Consider the following 16,804-nt stretch of genomic DNA (forward strand, 5'->3'; position numbering starts at 1 on the left):
GGTTCCCCGACGGCGCGATCACATCTCCGGGAGAGTGCGGCGACTATTCACGGAAATGTTTGCGGGCGCAAACCCAATGCACGCCGCGGCCGACCGGATCGATCACGGTGTTCGCCCGGCGGCGCTCGCGGCTCGTCCATCGGCCAGTCTCACGCTCAACGACACCTCGTGGAGCGAGGCGTCACGGCGATGTCGAGCCAAAGGACGCCAGTCGGGGAATCGTTTTCGCACGACCGGTCGACGCATTCTTCAGTGAATGTGAGTTCACGCGGACGTCGCCATCTCGACGAGGTCATCGGCGTCGGCGAGGGGCGCATCCGTCTTCTCCCGCACCTCGTCGGGCTCCACGCCGGGCGCCAGCTCGCGCAGGACGAAGCCGCCGGGCGTCACGTCGACGACGGCGAGGTCGGTGATCACGCGGGAGACGACGCCGCGGCCGGTCAGGGGCAGCGAGCACGTCTCGACGAGCTTGGCCGCGCCCTTCTTCGTCACGTGCTCCATGACCACCAGCACGCGGCGGGCGCCGTGCACGAGGTCCATCGCGCCGCCCATGCCCTTGACCATCGCGCCGGGCACCGCCCAGTTGGCGATGTCGCCGTTGACGGCCACCTGCATCGCGCCGAGGACGGCGATGTCGACCTTGCCGCCGCGGATCATCCCGAACGACAGCGCGGAATCGAAGAACGAGGCGCCCTCGCGCACGGTCACGGTCTCCTTGCCGGCGTTGATGAGGTCGGGGTCGACCTCGTCCTCGGTCGGGTAGGGACCGACACCGAGCAGCCCGTTCTCCGAGTGCAGCAGCACGTCGACGCCCTCGGGCAGGTGGTTGGGGATCAGCGTCGGCAGGCCGATGCCGAGGTTGACGTAGGAGCCGTGCGTCAGCTCCCGCGCGGCGCAGGCGGCCATCTGCTCGCGGGTCAGGGCCATCTCAGGACTCTCCCCCCGAAGAAGGACGCAGTGTGCGCTTCTCGATGTGCTTGGTGGTGACCTGCTCGCCGGTCAGCTCCACCACGCGGTGGACGAAGATGCCGGGCACGTGGACCTCGTCGGGGTCGATCTCGCCGGGCTCGACGAGCTGTTCGACCTCGGCGATCGTGGTGCGCCCGGCCATCGCGGCGAGCGGGTTGAAGTTGCGCGCGGAGCGGTGGAACACGAGGTTGCCGTGGCGGTCGCCCCTGGCCGCGCGCACGAGGCCGAAGTCGCAGACCAGCGAGCGCTCGAGGACGAACGGCACCCGCTGGCTCGTCCCGTCTTCCTGGCGTACCTCGAACTCGCGGACCTCCTTGGGCGGCGAGGTCACCGCCACCGACCCGTCGGGGTGGTAGCGCCAGGGCATCTCGCCGTCGGCGACCCACGTCCCGACCCCGGCCGGGGTGTAGAAGGCGGGGATGCCCGAGCCGGCCGCGCGCATCCGTTCGGCCAGCGTGCCCTGCGGGGTCAGCTCGACCTCGAGCTCGCCGGCCAGGTACTGGCGCCCGAACTCCTTGTTCTCGCCGATGTAGGACGCGACGACGCGGGCGATGCGGTGCTGCTCGAGCAGGATGCCCAGGCCCCAGCCGTCGGTGCCGCAGTTGTTCGACGCGACGTGCAGGTCGGTCGCCGAGCCGCGCGAGATGGCGTTGATGAGCACGATCGGCACGCCGGACAGCCCGAACCCGCCGACCGCCAGCGAGGCGCCGTCGCCGATGTCGGCGACGGCCTCGTCGGCCGAGGCGACGGTCTTGTCGATGGTCACGAAACCCCCTTCGCGTGCTCGCGCAGCAGCGGCGTGACGACGTCGGGTCGCTGGTAGGACGCGAGGTGCGCGGCGTCGGTGATGCACTCGAGCCGGGCGCCCGGGATGCCATCGGCGAGGACCTGCTGGTGTTCCGGAGGCGTCGCCGGGTCCTCGACGCCGGCGACCACGAGCGTCGGCACGCGGATACCGCCGAGCTCATCGACGACGTCCCAGTCCGCGATCGCCTCCGCACAGCCGGCGTAGCCCTCGGCGGGCGTCGAGGCGATGAGGTCGCGCATGCGGGCGACGGTGTCGGGCTCGGCCTTGGCGTAGTCCTCGGTGAACCAGCGCGCGACGACGGCGTCGGCGACGGCCGCCACCCCGTCCGCGCGGACCGTCTCGGCCCGCTGCCGGAAGGTCTCGGCGTTGGGGAAGCGCGCCGCGGTGCACAGCATCGCCAGCGTGCTCGCGCGCTCCGGAGCGTGCAGGCCGATCCACTGCACGATCGCGCCGCCCAACGACACGCCGGCGAACGAGGCGCGATCGACGCCGACCTCGTCGAGGGTCTCGAGGACGTCGCGGGCGAGGTCCTCGATGCGGTAGGGCCCGTCGGGCACCGGCGAGCCGCCGTGGCCGCGCGTGTCGATGGTGATCACGCGGAACTCGTCGGCGAGCTCGCGGCGCTGTGGCGCCCACATGTCCACCGTGCTGCCCAGCGAGCACAGCAGGACCAGGGCGGGCGCGTCGTCGGGACCCTCGATGACGTGGTGGAGCTTCACGGCCCCACCGTGCCCCGTCACCGCACCCGGTGAACCGTCGCTTCCGCCCATCAGGAGTCCAGCTTCGAGGGATGGCGGGTCAGGGCCGTCACCTCGACGTCCATGTAGGGGAAGAGCGGGAGGCTGGTGAGCAGCTCGTGGAGCTCGTCGGCGGAGTCGACGTCGAAGCGGCTGACATTGGCGTAGCGCCCGACCACCCGCCACAGCTCGGGCCACTTGCCGGCGCGCTGGATCTCGTGCGCGCGGGCCTTCTCCCGCGCGCGGAGGTCGTCGGCGGTGGCCTGCGGCATGTCGTGGGGGAGGCGGACGTCCATGCGGACGAGAAACTGCACCTGGTGCTCCGAGTGGTCGAGTCGAGGCGGATCGAGCGTGTGGTGTTACGGACGCTCAACGTCAGCGGTGGCCCACCGCTGACAGGAGCACTGGCCCGTCCGGTCTAGCGGTCGGCGCGGTAGTGCGCCAGCTTGTCGGGGTCGATCGCGACCCCGAGGCCCGGGCCCTGGCGGGCGGCGGCGCGGCCCTCGGCGATCACCGGCGGTTCGGTCAGGACGTCGTCGGTCATCACCAGGAAGTTGGTGACCTCCACGGGGTGGCGGGCCAGGCTCCGCAGCCCGCAGGCGAGGGCGGTCGAGGCGACGGTGCCGAGCATCCCGTCGATCTGGTTGCCGACGACCGTGGCCACGCCGAGCCCCTCGCACAGCCCGACGATCTTGGCGGACTCGGTGAAGCCCGTGCGCGCGACCTTGACGCTGATGGCCTCGGCGTCGCCGTCGAGCAGCGAGCGGGCGACCCCGCCGAGGGTGATCGTCGACTCGTCGCCGACCACCGGGATCGGGCTCGCGCGCACGATCCGGCGGCGGCCGAGGACGTCGTCGGCGGGGTTGGGCTCCTCGAGCATCGTGACGTGGAAGTCGGCGAGCCGGCGGGCGGCGACGATCGCGGTGTCGGCGTCCCAGCCGCGGTTGGCGTCGGCGTACAGCTCGACGGCGTCGCCGAGCTCCTGGCGCAGTGCCCGCACCACGGCCATGTCCTGGGCGAGGTCCCGCCCGACCTTGACCTTGAACGCCTCCACCCCGTACTCGTCGCGCATCTCGACGGCGTCGGCGACCATGGCCGCCGGCGTCCCCAGCCCGATCATGTGCGCGACGGCCACCTCGTCGGCGGCGTGCCCGAGCAGCACGTGCACGGGTTGGCCGCAGGCCTGGCCGATGAGGTCCCACAGCGCGACGTCGATCGCGCCGCGCGCGGTGTTGTTGGCGACGGTCCGTCCCATCTCGGCGCGGAGGCGCTCGCGGGCGAAGGGGTCGGCGCCGACGAGCAGGGGCGCGAACAGCTCGTGCACGGCGGCGACGATGGAGTACGCGGTCTCGCCGTAGGTGTAGGGCCGCGGCGGGGCCTCGCCGTGCCCCACCAGCCCGTCGTCGGTGGTGATCCGCACGAGGACGTGGTCGGCGGCGTGGGCGGTGCCGCTGGCGAAGGCGAACGGCCGCCGGAACGGGATGGCGAGGGGGATCGCCTCGACGCTCGTGATCTTCATGGTCGGGTGGCTCCGGGCTGGTCGGGGCGGCACAGGACGGCGAGCGCCCGGGCCAGGGCGGGGGACGGGTCGTCGCGGCGCCAGGCCAGGGCGACGTCGGTGGTGACGGGGTCGTGGCCGGGAGATGGGGGCTCGTCGATCTCGAGGTAGCGCACCCCGGCGACGCCCACCGCGAGCACCGAGGACGGCAGCAGCGCCACGCCCGCGCCCGCGGAGACGAGCGCCAGGACGATCGAGGTCTGGTCGGCGGAGTGCGTGCGGCGGGGTGTGAACCCCGCCGCCCGGCACGCCCGCGCCGCCGCCTCGCCGACCACCGACCCGGGCGGGGCGTAGACGACGAAGTCCTCGTCGGCGAGGTCGCCCAGCCGGGTGGGCGCCGGGTCCTCGCAGCGAGGGCGTCCCTCGCTGCGCGGCACGCAGCCGGGGCGTCCCTCGCTCTCCACGGCGAGCCGGTGTCCCGCGGGCACGGCCAGGACGAGGTGCTCGCGGGCCAGGACGTGACGCGCGATCGCGGGGTCGGACACCGGCGCGCGCAGGACGGCGAGGTCGATGCGATGGTCGGCGAGCGCCGCCTCGAGGGCCGGGGTGAGCATCTCGGTGACGAAGGCCAGCTCGAGGCCGGGCGCCTCGTCGGCCAGCCGGCGCACGAGGTCCGGGACGTACCGGTACGTCGCGAGCCCCGTCGCGCCCACCCGCAGGCGCCCCAGCGCGCCCGCCGCGACACGGCCCACCTGGTCGCGGGCCGCGTCGAGCGAGGCGAGGATGCGCACGGCCTCGGGCAGCAGCGCCTCCCCGGCGGCCGTGAGGTCGACCCGCCGGGTGGTGCGCTCGAACAGCGGGGCGCCGAGCTGCGACTCGAGCTGCCGGATCGCCTGGGACAGCGGCGACTGGGCGATGTGCAGCCGCTCGGCGGCCCGCCCGAAGTGCCGCGTCTCGGCGACCGCGACGAAGTAGCGCAGCTGGCGCGTCTCCACGCCTACGACTCCGGCTCCAGCACGAAGTCCCGGTCGGAGCGGATCTCGGCGCCGTTGCCGGTGGGCTGCGGGTCGAGGGTGAGCTCGGGCTTGTCGGCCGAGGCGACGTCGTTGCCCAGGTAGGGGTCGCCGGTGAAGAACAGCTGGCTGGTCAGCGTCCGGTGGCCCGGGGCGGCGACGAGCAGGTGGATGTGGGCGGGGCGCCACGGGCTCCACCCGGCGGCCTGGGTCATCTGTCCGGTCGGCCCGTCGAGCGGGATCGTGTACGGCGCGGGCTTGCGGGTGTGGAGCTCGTAGCGGCCCTGGTCGTCGCACCGCACGACGCCGCGCAGGTTGCCGGCCGGGGGCCTCGAGGCGAAGCCGGAGTACCAGCCCTCGTCGTCGGTGTGCCAGATGTCGACGGTCGCGCCGGCCAGCGGGGTGCCGTCGGTGGAGGTCACCTGGCCGACCAGGATCATCGGCGTGCCCGGCTCGTCCTCGCGCATGGGCAGCGTGGCGGGCGAGTCGAGCTGCGCCTGGTCGGGCAGCCAGAACGGGCCGAGGATCGTGCCGACCGAGCCCTGCTGGCTGCGCGCGGCGACCTTCTCGACCTCGTGCTCGAGGTAGACGTCGAGGAACAGGGGCCACTCGCCGGTGTCGCTGACGGCGATCAGCCACTGCTTGAACGCGTCGAACTCGGCGTAGGTGACCTCGTGGTCGCGGATCGCGGCGCGGATGCCCTCGAGCGCGGCCCCGACGACGGTCGCGACGCGCTGCGGGTCGGCGCCGCCGGCGGCGGGCCCGCGGAGGTTGGACAGACCGGCGCGTGCGGACTCGGTGGCGTGGGCGCCGGCGGTGACGGCAGCCGAGGGGGAGGTGGGGGGGACGGACTGGTGCTCGGTGGTGGTCACGGGGCGCTCCGCAGGGGTGGTGGTGGCTCGGCGATGACCCGCCTGCCACCCGAGCGTGACACGGACCATCCCGGACGAGAAAGCGCCGAATCGAGAACGATCGAGATGTGGGGCATCTGAGTTGGCGGGCGGGGGAGAGCGCCGACACGGCGGCGTGCCGCGCACCGACGGGGGCAATACGGTCGGCGGTACGCAGGGCGCTCACCGAGGCGTGGGCGGCGGGGACGTTCCCGGGAGGCAGCGACATGAGCGAGGGCACGGATCCCTCGACGATGCGGCAGGTCCTGGGGCACTTCCCCAGCGGCGTCACCATCGTCACCGGCACGACGCCGGACGGGCCGGCGGGCTTCACGTGCCAGTCGTTCTCCTCGCTCTCCCTCGACCCCCCGCTGGTGCTCGTGCTGCCCGGGCGCTCCTCGTCGAGCTGGCCGCGGATCGAGGCGACCGGCCGCTTCGTCGTCAACGTCCTCTCCGCCGAGCAGGAGGAGCTCTCGACGACGTTCGCGCGCTCGGGCGGCGACAAGTTCGCCGGCGTCGCCTGGCACCCCTCCGGGCTGGGCTCGCCGATCCTCGACGGGGCCACCGCCTGGATCGACTGCACCCTGTACGCCGTGCACGACGGCGGCGACCACCTCATCGTCGTCGGGGCCGTGCACGACCTCGGCGCGCCCGGCGACCCGCCACTGGTGTTCCACCGCGGCGGCTACGCCCGCACGAGCCCCGTCGGGGCCGGGGAGTGAGCGAGCCACGGAGTGGCGCCCCGGCCGGATGCGGCCCGCTCGCCGACGTCCGGGTGCTCGAGCTCGGGACGATCGTCGCCGGACCGTTCGCGGGGCGGCTGCTCGCCGATTACGGCGCGGACGTCGTGAAGATCGAGCCGCCGGGCGGCCAGGACCCCATGCGCGACTGGGGCCAGGAGTCCTACCGGGGCCACCGGCTGTGGTGGACCGTCCACGCCCGCAACAAGCGCTGCGTCACGCTCGACCTGCGCTCGGAGCGCGGCCAGGAGATCTTCCTGCGTCTGGTCGAGGGTGCCGACGTCGTCGTCGAGAACTTCCGGCCCGGGACCCTGGAGCGCTGGAACCTGGGCTGGGACCGGCTGTCGGCGGTGAACCCGGGGCTCGTCCTGGGGCGCGTGTCGGGCTACGGGCAGACCGGCCCGTACGCGGAGAAGGCCGGCTACGCCTCGGTCGCCGAGGCGCTCTCCGGGCTGCGCTACATCAACGGCTACCCGGGGCAGGCGCCGCCGCGGATGGCGATCTCGCTGGGCGACTCGCTGGCCGGGATGGTCGCGGTGCAGGGCATCCTCGCCGCGCTGCACCGGCGGACGGTCACCGGTGAGGGCCAGGTCGTCGACGTCGCGCTCACCGAGGCGTGCCTGTCGGTGCTGGAGTCGGTGATCCCGGAGTACGACAAGCTCGGCCGTGTGCGCCAGCCGGGCGGCACGCGGCTCGAGGGGATCGCGCCGTCCAACGTCTACCGCACCGCCGACGCGCTGTGGCTGGTCGTCGCGGCCAACCAGGACACCGTGTTCCGCCGGCTCTGCGCGGCCATGGGCCGCCCCGAGCTCGCCGACGACCCCCGCTACGCCGACCACCGCGCCCGCGGCGTGCACCAGGACGAGCTGGACGCGCTCGTCGGCGCGTGGGTCGGCTCGCTGCCGGCCGACGAGGTGCGGCGCGTGCTGGACGAGGCCGGCGTGATCTGCGGGCCGATCAACACGGCCGCCGAGATCGTCGCCGACCCGCAGTTCCGCGCGCGGGGGATGCTCGTGGCGCACCACGACGAGCGGTTCGACGAGGACGTGCTGGGGCCGGGCGTCGTCCCGACGTTCTCGGCCACACCCGGCGCGGTGCGCTGGGCCGGGCCGCCGGTGCCGGGGCACCACAACGCCGAGGTCTACGGCGAGCTCGGCCTGTCGCCCGACGACCTCGCCGCCCTGGCCGAGGAGAAGGTGGTCTAGGAGGCCTCGGCGTCCTTCTTGATCGACGCCAGGTTCTTCTCCGCGCTGGAGCCCATCGCGCGCTCGAGCCCCCATCGCGGCACCGGGACGGTGACCTCCATCGTCGAGGACATCTCCACGCGGGACCCGCCGTCGCCCCGGGAGTGGATGCGGTAGGCGATCGTGCTCTCCTCGATCAGCTTGCCCGCGACGCAGGTCAGGGTGATCGCGTCGTCGGTGTAGCTCACCGCGTAGGTCGACGTCGTGGTGAACCCGATGGCGCCCAGCGTCACGTCGATCTTCGCCGGGCGGCCGTGCTCGTCGTGCTCGGTGACCCGGGCGGACTTGGCCTCGTTGGCCCACCGGTCGGTGTTCTCGAGGTCCGAGATCACCTCCACGACCCGCGACACGGGGGCGTCGATCTCGATCGACCTGGTCACCGGCTTGCTCACGGGTCTCCCTCCGACGGCGGTCAGCTCCCCACTACCCCGTGCCGAGGGTGGGTATCCGGTCGGCGTGGGTGGTGACCGGGCACTCGAGGACGCGATCGGTGAGCTGCTCGACCGCCGGGCGCCCGGAGCGACGATCTGCCCGTCCGAGGCCGCGCGGCGCGTCGACCCCGGACGCTGGTGTGAGCTCGTGCCGGACGCCCGGCGCGTCGCCGGCCGGCTCGTCGCGGACGGGCGGATCGAGATGACCCAGCGCGGCGAGGTCGTCGACCCCGCGACGGCCCGCGGCCCGGTCCGCCTGCGACGCCCGAGTGACGCGGTCGAGAGGCCGGGAGACGATCGGCGATCCTAGGCTCGACGGGTGATGTTCGGAGCCCTGCGGCGCATCCTGCGCGCCCTCATCGCCCTGCCGGCGCCCGCGCGGCGCGCGCTGGCCGGCCCCGCGGTCACCCGCGACGGGCAGGTCCTCGACCTCGACGTGCAGCTCGTGCTGCGCCTGCTCGGGCTGGTCGCCGGGGGCGACGAGCCGTCGCTGGTCGAGCAGCGACGGGCCACCGACCGGGCGGCGGGACTGGCCTGGTCGGCCACGCCCGGCGTCACCGCCCGCGAACTGATGCTGCCGGTGCCGGTCGGGCCCGGACGTGACGAGCCGGGCACGCTGCCGGCCTGCCTCTACGAGCCCGCCGAGGTCGGCGACGGGCCGGCCGGGATGCTCGTGCACTTCCACGGCGGGGGGTTCGCGCTGGGCAGCATCGCCTCGAGCGCGCCGCTGTGCCGGGCACTCGCGCACCAGGCCGGGGTCCGGGTGCTGTCGGTGGAGTACCGGCTGGCGCCCGAGAACCCGTTCCCGGCGGGGCTGGCGGACGCCGCGGCGGCACTGCACCACGTGCTGACCCACCGCGAGGAGTTCCGCGCGACGTCGGTGGCCGCGGGCGGGGACTCGGCCGGGGCGAACCTCGCGCTCACCGCCGCGCACCAGCTCGCCCGCCACGGCGAGGAGACCGCGGCGTTCGTGCTCGCGCTGTACCCGGTGACCGACGCCGGGCGCGTCGGCGGGTCGCGGGAGCTGTTCGCCGAGGGCTTCGGGCTACGCACCGCGGACATCGAGGTGTTCGAGCGCTACTACCTGCCCGACGGCCTCGACGTCATCCGGCCCACCGGCCTGCTCGAGGCCCAGGACCTCGCGATCATGCCGCCCTGCTACGTCGCGACCGCCGGCTTCGACCCGCTGCGCGACGAGGGCGAGGAGCTCGTGGCGGCGCTGCGCGGCGCCGGCGTGCCGGTCGTGTCGCGGCGCTTCCCCGGGCTCGTGCACGGCTACGCGGGCTTCGCGGGCCTCGTGCCGGCGGCCCGCGATGCCGTGCTCGACGCCGCCTCGGCCCTGCGCGCGGGCCTGGCGCTGCGTGCCGCACGTGCGTGATCTTCTGAGCTATAGCGCAGAAGATCACGCACGTAGGAGGCCAGCTGCTCCCGGCCGGGCCGGCGCCGAAGGCAGCAGACGGACACGTCCCCTATAAGGCACGCAGCCAGTCAGATTTCGGGTCACGGCTGCCACCAACGCCGCCAGCCCACCACGACACCGTGGACCGGCCCAGAAAGCCTCACAGTCAGTGGTCGAGCGTCTGCATCGCCGCGGCGGGGTAGCGCTCGCCGCTGGCGACACCCACGGGCGCGACCTCCTCGATCGCTGCGAACTCCTCGCTCGTCAGGGTCACGTCGACCGCGCCGACGTTCTCCTCGAGGTAGCGACGGCGCTTGGTGCCGGGGATGGGGACGATGTCCTCCCCCTGGGCCAGCACCCACGCGAGCGCGAGCTGGGTCGGGCTGACGCCCTTGCGCTCGGCCAGCGCGTTCACCTCGTCGAGCACCCGCAGGTTGGCCTGCAGCGCCTCGCCCTGGAACCGCGGCGAGTTGCGGCGCCAGTCGCCCTCCGGCAGATCCTCGGTGGAGCGGATCGTGCCCGCGAGGAAGCCGCGGCCGATCGGGCTGTAGGGCACGAAGCCGATGCCCAGCTCGCGGCACGCCGCGAGCACGCCGTTGTCCTCGACGTCACGGGTGAACAGCGAGTACTCGGTCTGCACGGCGCTCATCGGCGCGGTGGCGTGGGCGCGGCGGATGGTCTCCGGGGCGGCCTCGGAGATGCCGAGGTGGCGCACCTTGCCGGCCGTGACGAGCTCGCCCAGCGCGCCCCAGGTCTCCTCGATCGGGACGTCGGGGTCGACGCGGTGCTGGTAGTAGAGGTCGACGTGATCGGTGCGCAGGCGCTGCAGCGAGCCGTCGATCTGCCCGCGCAGGTAGTCGGGGCGCCCGTTGACCCGCCCGGTGCCCTGGCCGTCGGGGCCGATCTCGTTGCCGAACTTGGTGGCGATGACGACCTCGTCGCGCCGCGGGCCCAGCACCGAACCGAGCAGCTCCTCGTTGGTGTGCGGGCCGTACATGTCGGCGGTGTCGAAGAAGGTGACGCCGAGCTCGAGGGCGCGCTCGAGCGTCGCGCGCGACTCGGCGTCGTCCTGACCGCCGTAGGCGAAGGTCATGCCCATGCAGCCCAGGCCCAGCGCGGAGACGCGCAGGCCCTGGCCGCCGAGGATTCGTTGCTCCATGCCGCGTGGCTGCCCCGGGCCACGGTGCCCTGAACGTGTGGCCTCACGCTGACCCGCGGGGCGTGACGGGCCTGGCACGGTGACCGGGTGCGTGTGGTGCTGACGGTGCTCGTGGTCCTCGTCCTCTCGCTGGCCGCCGGGCCGGGCGCGGTCGCCGACCCGGGCCTGGTCGTCGGCGACGGCGCGCCGGTCGCGCCCGGGGCCACCGTGCGGGCGCAGATGGGCTGCGAGGAGCCGACGACGGCACCGGCCACCGGGCCCGGGGTCACCGGCGGCCCGTGGGAGCGCGACCCCGAGGGCCACCAGCCCTGGGCCGTCTTCTCGACGATCACCGTCGCGCCGGACGCCGCGCCCGGCCCGGTCACCGTGACCGCGACCTGCGGGGACCGGCCCCTGACCGCGACGCTCACCGTCGCCGACACCGGCTCGGGGAGCACCACCACCCGGCTGCTCGCCGGCGCGGGCATCCTGCTCGCCGTCGTCGCCGCGATGGTGCTGCTGCAACGACGGCGGCGGGGGACGTCGACGCGCTGAGGTGTGCGAGCAATGCGGCTTTGCTGGCGTTCAACGCCAGGATCGCCACATCCTCGCTCGCACGACACGCCGTGGTCGGCCGCCACCCTCCTCGAGGACGTCGCCCCCCTCGCCGCCGGACGGCGCGTGGAGCACCCGGCCGGCGGAGATGCCCGCGGCGATCACCGAGCCGATCGAGCGCTCGGCGACGTCGGCGGGACACCGTTCGGCGACGATGAACGCCGTGGGCAGATCGTTGACCGTCGCCGCGGCCCAGCCCGCCTGCCAGGCCCGCGACCCCGCGTCCAATGTCGCTACCCACGCCGCGGCCGTGCGCGCCGCGCGGGCGCGGGTGGTGGTGTTCCCCGAGCTGTCACTGACCGGGTACGAGCTCGATGCCGACGCGGTGGACTGCGACGACCCGGTGCTCACCCCGCTGGTCGCCGCCTGCGGTGATGCCGGCACGCTCGCGCTGGCCGGTGCACCGGTGGAAGAGCCGGAGGGGCGCTTCATCGCCGTGCTCGCCGTGGACGGCGCGGGAGCGAGGGTGGCGTACCACAAGACCTGGCTGGGTGGCCGCGAACCGGAACACTTCGTCGCCGGGTCCGGGCCGGCCGTGCTCGAGATCGACGGCTGGCGCGTCGGGCTCGGCATCTGCAAGGACACCGGCGCCGCCCGGCACACCGCCGGCACCGCCGCCCTCGACGTCGACGTCTATGTCGCCGGACTCGTGCACCACGCCGACGAGCTCCCCGAACAAGAAGCCCGGGCCACCGTCATCGCACGCGCCTGCGACGCCTTCGTCGTGTTCGCCGGCTTCGCCGGCCCGACCGGTGAGGGCTTCGACCGGACCGCGGGTGCCTCGGCCATCTGGGCGCCCAGCGGCCTGTCCATCTCTCGTGCGGGGCCGGCGCCCGGCGCGATCGTGCGAGCCGTCCTGAGCTGAGCCCGAGGTTCGCCCGCAGCGGAACGTCCCCCGCGCGCCCGGGCGGAGCTGCGAGGCTCGGTGCCGTGCGGATCGTGGTCCTCGGTGGGACGTGGTTCCTCGGGCGACGGGTGGTCGAGCGGCTGCGCGCCCGCGGCGACGAGGTGCTGGTGGTTCACCGCGGCCGCGGCGAGCCCGAGGGCGGGGACGGGTCGCAGCACCTGCATGCCGACCGCCAGCACCTGGCCGAGCACCGCGCCCGGCTGCGGGACTTCGGCCCCGACGCCGTCGTGGACAGCTTCCCGCTCACCGCCCGCGACGTCGACGCCGTGCTCCCGGCGCTGCCCGACGTGCCCGCGGTCGTGCTGTCGAGCCAGGACGTCTACCAGGCCTTCACCGGCCTGCGGACCGGTCGCTGCGAGGCGCCCGTGCCGATCGACGAGGACGCCGGGCTGCGCCGGGAGCGACACCCGTACCGGGGTCTCGGGCTGGACGGGGTGCCCGACGACTACGACAAGCTCGACGTGGAGGAACGCTGGCTCGCCCGCGACGCGGTGATCCTGCGGCTCCCGGTGGTCTACGGCCCGCACGACCGGCAGCGCCGCGAGGACCTCGTCCTGCGCCGGTTGCGCGCCGGGCGGACCCGCATCCCGGTCGGTGCCGGGGACCTCCTGTGGACCCGCGCCCACGTCGACGACGTCGCCACCGGCGTGCTCGCCGCCCTCGACACCCGTGCCGCCGACGGGCTCGCGGTGAACCTCGGTGAGACGCTCGTCTGGCCGGTCCGCACCTGGATCGAGCAGATCCTCGCCGCCGCCGGGTCGGACGCCGAGCTCGTCCGTGTCCCCGACGAGGTGCTGCCGCCCGACCTGGCGCTCACCGCGGCCCCCGCGCAGCACCTGCTGATGTCGGTGGCCGGGCCCAGGAGCTGCTCGGCTGGGCGCCGGGCGACCCCGCGGCCCGGGTGGCCGAGTCGGTGCGCTGGCACCTCGACCACCCGCCGCCCGAGGCGACCTGGACCGCCGACGACGCCCGTGCCGACGAGACGGCGCTCGCTCAGGCCAGCGCCCGCCCCACCTGACGTCCCGAGAACAGGCAGCCGCCCAGGAACGTGCCCTCCAGCGAGCGGTAGCCGTGCACCCCGCCGCCGCCGAAGCCCGCGGCCTCACCGGCGGCGTACAGCCCGGGGAACACCGACCCGTCCGGGCGCAGCACCCGCCCGTCGAGGTCGGTCCAGAGCCCGCCGAGGGTCTTGCGGGTCAGGAGGTGCAGCTTGACCGCGACGAGCGGGCCGGCCTCGGGGTCGAGGATGCGGTGCGGCGGCGCGACGCGAACGAGGCGGTCGCCGAGGTAGGCGCGCGCGGCCCGGACGGCGGCGAGCTGGCCGTCCTTGCCGTAGCCGTTGGCCAGCTCGGCGTCGCGGGCCAGGACCTCGCGCTCCAGGCCGTCCTTGTCGAGCAGCGGTGTCGGGGTGAGGGCGTTCATGCGGTCGACCAGTTCGCCCAGCGAGTCGGCCTGGACGAAGTCCTCGCCGGCGCGCTGGAACGCGGCGACCGGCTCGGTGGGCCCGGGCCGGACGCGCTGGAGCGTCAGGCGGATGTCGCGACCGGTGAAGTCGGGGTTCTGCTCGGAGCCCGAGAGCGCGAACTCCTTCTCGAGGATGCGCTGGGTCAGCACGAACCAGGTGTGGTCGTGCCCGGTGCGCCGGATGTGCGCGAGCGTCGCGAGCGTGTCGAAGCCCGGCCACAGCGGCGGCGGCAGGCGGCGCCCCTCGGCGTCGAACCACAGCGACGACGGGCCGGGCAGGATGCGGATGCCGTGCAGCGGCCAGACCGGGGAGTGGTTGACGATCCCCTCGGTGTAGTGCCACATCCGGTCGCGGTTGACCACGCGGGCGCCGGCGTCCTCGCTGATGCCGATCATGCGCCCGTCGACGTGGGCGGGCACCCCGCTGATCATGTGCTGCGGCGGCGGGCCGAGGCGCTCGGGCCAGTGGCGGCGCACGGCGTCGTGGTCGCCGCCGATGCCGCCGGAGGTGACGACGACGGCGTCGGCGGTCAGCGCGAAGGTGCCGATCGCCGTGCGTGAGCTCGACTCGCCGCGGGCGACCTCGGAGGGCTCGAGCACCGCGCCCGACACCCCGGTCACCGCGCCGGCGGTGACCTCCAGCGCGTCGACGCGGTGGCGGTGGCGGAGGACCACGCGCCCGTCGGCGACGGCGTCGCGGACCCGGCGCAGGAACGGCTCGAGGATGCCCGGCCCCGTGCCCCACACGATGTGGAAGCGGGGCACCGAGTTGCCGTGCCCGGTGGCCGACGCCCCGCCGCGCTCGGCCCAGCCGACCACGGGAAAGAAGCGCACTCCCATGGCGTGCAGCCACGCCCGCTTCTCGCCGGCGGCCCACTCGACGTAGGCGCGCGCCCACTCGCGGCCCCACCGATCCTCGTCGGGACGGTCGAAGCCGGCGCTGGAGGTCCAGTCCGACCAGGCGAGGTCGACGGAGTCGCGCACGCGCAGGCGGCGCTGCTCGGGGCTGTCGACGAGGAACAGGCCGCCGAAGGACCACCACGCCTGCCCGCCGAGCGACGCCTCGGGCTCTTGGTCGAGCACGAGCACGCGGCGTCCGGCGTCGGCGAGCTCGGCGGTGGCGACGAGACCGGCGAGGCCGGCTCCGACCACGATGACGTCGGCGTCGGGCATGCCCGACATCGTGGCAGCTCGGGTGTCGAGGATGCGGCGTTTCTGGCGTCAGACGCCAGCAAAGCCGCATTGCTCGCACACCCCGTGTGCGGACGCACCCCGGGTGCGAGCACCCCGCGGGTGGGCCGGGGGGCTACTGCAGGCCGAGCTCCTGCGAGCAGGTCGGCCAGGCGTTCCAGCCCTGCTCGTCCTGCACCTTTCGGGCGACGGCGATCTGCTCGGAGCGGGAGGCCTCGTCGGCGGCCTCGGCGTACTGCTCGCCGCCGAACTCCTCCCAGGTCGAGTCGGTGAACTGCAGTCCGCCCTTGAACCCGTTCCCGGTGTCGGCCTCCCAGTTCTGGGTGCTCTCGCACATGGCGAGCTCGTCCCAGGTGCTCGACGACGCCGCCGGCGCGGCCACGGCGGTCCCGGCGACCGCGAGCGGGCCGGTGACCGCGGCGGTCGCGAGGACACCCGCGCGCAGCACGGGGCGGGAGGGGGTCGACGGCAGGTGGTGACGGCCAGACATCGGGACTCCGATCCGTTCGGGGTTCGGTCTCGGAGGCCGGCCGCGGCGCGGCCGACCCGGGTGGCGGACGGGGCCCCGCGGGGCGACCCGTGCGTCGCCCGGGGGAGTGCTGGGGAGCGGGTCGACGCGGAAGCGACCGTAACCGAACCGAGACCTTTAGTGACAAGCCGTGACGACCGCGCCGAGTGGGTGTCGCGGTGAGTGGTCACCCGGCCGCGTTCGGCGGCGAACGGAGCAACCATGTGCCCGTGGCGTTGCTCCGAACGGTGCGACGGGACGGCCGGCGGCCGAGGTGGGCGGGGCCTACCGGGCTCGCACGAACCCCACGGCCGCACGGTGTCCGCAGCAGGGCTCCCCGTTCGGGCTGCCGGGACGCGGGGGCTCGGGGCGCCACTGGGCGGCGAACACGAGTCCGGGGTCCACCAGCTCGACCCCGGCGACGATCCGCGCGAGCTCGGCGGCGGAGCGGGGCGTGACGGGCCCGCGCGGGTAGGCGTGGCTGACCCGGCGCAGCGCGGCGGCGTCGACCCGCGGGTCGTCCGCGGAGAGGTGCGAGACGGCCAGGGCGCTGCCGGGAACGAGGCGCGACAGGTACTCGTCGACCACCGTGTGCGCCTCGTCGGTGTCGGGAACGTGCTGGAGCACCGAGAACAGGAGGAGGCCGACCGGCCGGGCGAGGTCGAGCACCGCGGTCACGGCGGGCGCGTCGAGGATCTCGGCGGGCCGGCGCAGGTCGGCCTGGGACACGGAGACGCCGTCGGTGTGGCCGAGCAGGAGCTCGCCGTGCGCCACGGCCACGGGATCGACGTCGACGTAGGCGACCCGCGCGTCGGGCCGCACCCGGCGCGCCACCTCGTGGGTGTTGCCCATCGTCGGGATACCGGAGCCCAGGTCGAGGAACTGGTCGATGCCCTCGCGCGCGAGGAGCGTGACCGCCCGCCGCAGGAACGAGCGGTTCTCGCGGACGATCGGGACGACGAGGGGCTCGGCGTCGATGAGGTCCCGGCCGAGGCCCCGGTCGACCTCGCCGTGCGAGGTCCCGCCGAGCAGGAAGTCGTAGACGCGTGCGGAGCTGGGCCGCTCGAGGTCGTCGCCGACGGCGCCGCCGACCCGCACCGGGAGGCCGGTCGGGGGAGTGCGCGGGTCGTCGACCACGGTCCTCCTCCCGGCGTCCCGGCAGCCGGGCGCCCGATCGTCGCGGGCTCCGGACCGCCGTCGCTGTCCAGCGGTGTGTCCAGTAGCCGACAGTTCGCGGCGTCTGTCAACACGG

18 protein-coding genes and 1 pseudogene are annotated in these 16,804 nt (G+C 74.4%); 7 read left to right on the top strand and 12 right to left on the bottom strand.

Features of this window, described 5'->3' with window-relative positions; all coding sequences use genetic code 11:
* Positions 1–264: 264 nt before the first annotated feature.
* The 7 genes from C8D89_RS19455 to C8D89_RS19485 form a co-directional block, all read right to left on the bottom strand.
* Positions 265–927 carry a 3-oxoacid CoA-transferase subunit B gene (locus tag C8D89_RS19455; protein ID WP_116709777.1) on the bottom strand — a complete coding sequence of 221 codons (663 nt, stop codon included), beginning with the start codon at positions 925–927 and terminating at the stop codon, positions 265–267.
* Position 928: 1 nt separating this feature from the next.
* Positions 929–1,729 carry a CoA transferase subunit A gene (locus tag C8D89_RS19460; protein WP_116709850.1) on the bottom strand — a complete coding sequence of 267 codons (801 nt, stop codon included), beginning with the start codon at positions 1,727–1,729 and terminating at the stop codon, positions 929–931.
* A 2-nt stretch (positions 1,730–1,731) separates the two neighbouring features.
* Entirely contained in the window at positions 1,732–2,496 is a 765-nt protein-coding gene (gene pcaD / locus C8D89_RS19465) for a 3-oxoadipate enol-lactonase (RefSeq protein ID WP_116709778.1), read from the bottom strand.
* A 50-nt stretch (positions 2,497–2,546) separates the two neighbouring features.
* Positions 2,547–2,828 carry a muconolactone Delta-isomerase gene (gene catC / locus C8D89_RS19470; RefSeq protein ID WP_116709779.1) on the bottom strand — a complete coding sequence of 94 codons (282 nt, stop codon included), beginning with the start codon at positions 2,826–2,828 and terminating at the stop codon, positions 2,547–2,549.
* Positions 2,829–2,932: 104 nt separating this feature from the next.
* Positions 2,933–4,033 (bottom strand): mandelate racemase/muconate lactonizing enzyme family protein, encoded by a 1,101-nt coding sequence (locus tag C8D89_RS19475; protein WP_116709780.1) that lies wholly within the window; start codon positions 4,031–4,033, stop codon positions 2,933–2,935.
* Positions 4,030–5,007, bottom strand: coding sequence for a LysR family transcriptional regulator (locus tag C8D89_RS19480; protein ID WP_116709781.1), 978 nt, complete (start codon positions 5,005–5,007; stop codon positions 4,030–4,032). The genes C8D89_RS19475 and C8D89_RS19480 overlap by 4 nt, the downstream gene beginning before the upstream one ends.
* Positions 5,008–5,009: 2 nt before the next feature.
* A complete protein-coding gene (locus C8D89_RS19485) occupies positions 5,010–5,897 on the bottom strand; it encodes a dioxygenase family protein (protein ID WP_116709782.1) in 888 nt (295 codons plus the stop codon).
* A gap of 245 nt (positions 5,898–6,142) precedes the next feature.
* Here C8D89_RS19485 and C8D89_RS19490 point away from each other — a divergent pair, with 245 nt between their 5' ends.
* Both C8D89_RS19490 and C8D89_RS19495 read left to right on the top strand, forming a co-directional pair.
* The gene (locus C8D89_RS19490; protein WP_116709783.1) at positions 6,143–6,637 is read left to right on the top strand and encodes a flavin reductase family protein; all 495 of its coding nucleotides are present in this window, start codon (positions 6,143–6,145) and stop codon (positions 6,635–6,637) included.
* Positions 6,634–7,860, top strand: coding sequence for a CaiB/BaiF CoA transferase family protein (locus tag C8D89_RS19495; RefSeq protein WP_116709784.1), 1,227 nt, complete (start codon positions 6,634–6,636; stop codon positions 7,858–7,860). The genes C8D89_RS19490 and C8D89_RS19495 overlap by 4 nt, the downstream gene beginning before the upstream one ends.
* Here C8D89_RS19495 and C8D89_RS19500 read toward each other — a convergent pair.
* Positions 7,857–8,291 (bottom strand): SRPBCC family protein, encoded by a 435-nt coding sequence (locus tag C8D89_RS19500; RefSeq protein WP_207787317.1) that lies wholly within the window; start codon positions 8,289–8,291, stop codon positions 7,857–7,859. The genes C8D89_RS19495 and C8D89_RS19500 overlap by 4 nt on opposite strands.
* Before the next feature lie 64 nt (positions 8,292–8,355).
* Here C8D89_RS19500 and C8D89_RS19505 point away from each other — a divergent pair, with 64 nt between their 5' ends.
* Together C8D89_RS19505 and C8D89_RS19510 are read left to right on the top strand one after the other, a co-directional pair.
* Positions 8,356–8,640, top strand: a complete 285-nt coding sequence (locus C8D89_RS19505; protein WP_207787318.1) for a DUF3253 domain-containing protein — start codon at positions 8,356–8,358, stop codon at positions 8,638–8,640.
* Between the two features lie 12 nt (positions 8,641–8,652).
* Positions 8,653–9,708, top strand: a complete 1,056-nt coding sequence (locus C8D89_RS19510; protein WP_243418254.1) for an alpha/beta hydrolase — start codon at positions 8,653–8,655, stop codon at positions 9,706–9,708.
* Positions 9,709–9,895: 187 nt separating this feature from the next.
* On the opposite strand, the gene C8D89_RS19515 is transcribed toward C8D89_RS19510, so the two are convergent.
* A complete protein-coding gene (locus tag C8D89_RS19515; RefSeq protein WP_116709787.1) occupies positions 9,896–10,888 on the bottom strand; it encodes an aldo/keto reductase in 993 nt (330 codons plus the stop codon).
* Between the two features lie 87 nt (positions 10,889–10,975).
* Between C8D89_RS19515 and C8D89_RS19520 the strand changes: the two genes are divergently transcribed.
* From C8D89_RS19520 to C8D89_RS30430, 3 genes and pseudogenes are all read left to right on the top strand, one after another.
* On the top strand, positions 10,976–11,422 hold the full coding sequence (locus tag C8D89_RS19520; protein ID WP_133251976.1) for a hypothetical protein: 447 nt from the start codon (positions 10,976–10,978) through the stop codon (positions 11,420–11,422).
* A gap of 223 nt (positions 11,423–11,645) precedes the next feature.
* Positions 11,646–12,347: a carbon-nitrogen hydrolase family protein gene (locus tag C8D89_RS19525; protein ID WP_116709852.1), complete on the top strand. Its 702-nt coding sequence runs from the start codon at positions 11,646–11,648 to the stop codon at positions 12,345–12,347.
* A 533-nt stretch (positions 12,348–12,880) separates the two neighbouring features.
* Positions 12,881–13,078, top strand: a pseudogene (locus C8D89_RS30430) (NAD-dependent epimerase/dehydratase family protein); the annotation flags it as partial.
* Between the two features lie 304 nt (positions 13,079–13,382).
* On the opposite strand, the gene C8D89_RS19535 reads toward C8D89_RS30430, so the two are convergent.
* The 3 genes from C8D89_RS19535 to C8D89_RS29400 all read right to left on the bottom strand — a co-directional run bounded on the left by C8D89_RS19535 (position 13,383) and on the right by C8D89_RS29400 (position 16,689).
* Positions 13,383–15,026 (bottom strand): FAD-binding dehydrogenase, encoded by a 1,644-nt coding sequence (locus C8D89_RS19535; RefSeq protein ID WP_116709790.1) that lies wholly within the window; start codon positions 15,024–15,026, stop codon positions 13,383–13,385.
* 133 nt (positions 15,027–15,159) lie between these two features.
* The gene (locus C8D89_RS19540) at positions 15,160–15,534 is read right to left on the bottom strand and encodes a transglycosylase family protein (RefSeq protein WP_116709791.1); all 375 of its coding nucleotides are present in this window, start codon (positions 15,532–15,534) and stop codon (positions 15,160–15,162) included.
* A 303-nt stretch (positions 15,535–15,837) separates the two neighbouring features.
* On the bottom strand, positions 15,838–16,689 hold the full coding sequence (locus C8D89_RS29400; protein ID WP_165825810.1) for an SAM-dependent methyltransferase: 852 nt from the start codon (positions 16,687–16,689) through the stop codon (positions 15,838–15,840).
* Positions 16,690–16,804: the final 115 nt, after the last annotated feature.

Origin of the sequence: Actinomycetospora cinnamomea, from assembly GCF_003096675.1 — a bacterium.
Taxonomy (GTDB): Bacteria; Actinomycetota; Actinomycetes; order Mycobacteriales; family Pseudonocardiaceae; genus Actinomycetospora; species Actinomycetospora cinnamomea.

Coding starts and splice junctions, on each gene's coding strand:
- C8D89_RS19455 (WP_116709777.1), bottom strand. CDS start 927: ATGGCCCTGACCCGCGAGCAGATGGCCGCCTGCGCCGCGCGGGAGCTG.
- C8D89_RS19475 (WP_116709780.1), bottom strand. CDS start 4,033: ATGAAGATCACGAGCGTCGAGGCGATCCCCCTCGCCATCCCGTTCCGG.
- C8D89_RS19490 (WP_116709783.1), top strand. CDS start 6,143: ATGAGCGAGGGCACGGATCCCTCGACGATGCGGCAGGTCCTGGGGCAC.
- C8D89_RS19510 (WP_243418254.1), top strand. CDS start 8,653: ATGTTCGGAGCCCTGCGGCGCATCCTGCGCGCCCTCATCGCCCTGCCG.
- C8D89_RS19515 (WP_116709787.1), bottom strand. CDS start 10,888: ATGGAGCAACGAATCCTCGGCGGCCAGGGCCTGCGCGTCTCCGCGCTG.
- C8D89_RS19535 (WP_116709790.1), bottom strand. CDS start 15,026: ATGCCCGACGCCGACGTCATCGTGGTCGGAGCCGGCCTCGCCGGTCTC.
- C8D89_RS19540 (WP_116709791.1), bottom strand. CDS start 15,534: ATGTCTGGCCGTCACCACCTGCCGTCGACCCCCTCCCGCCCCGTGCTG.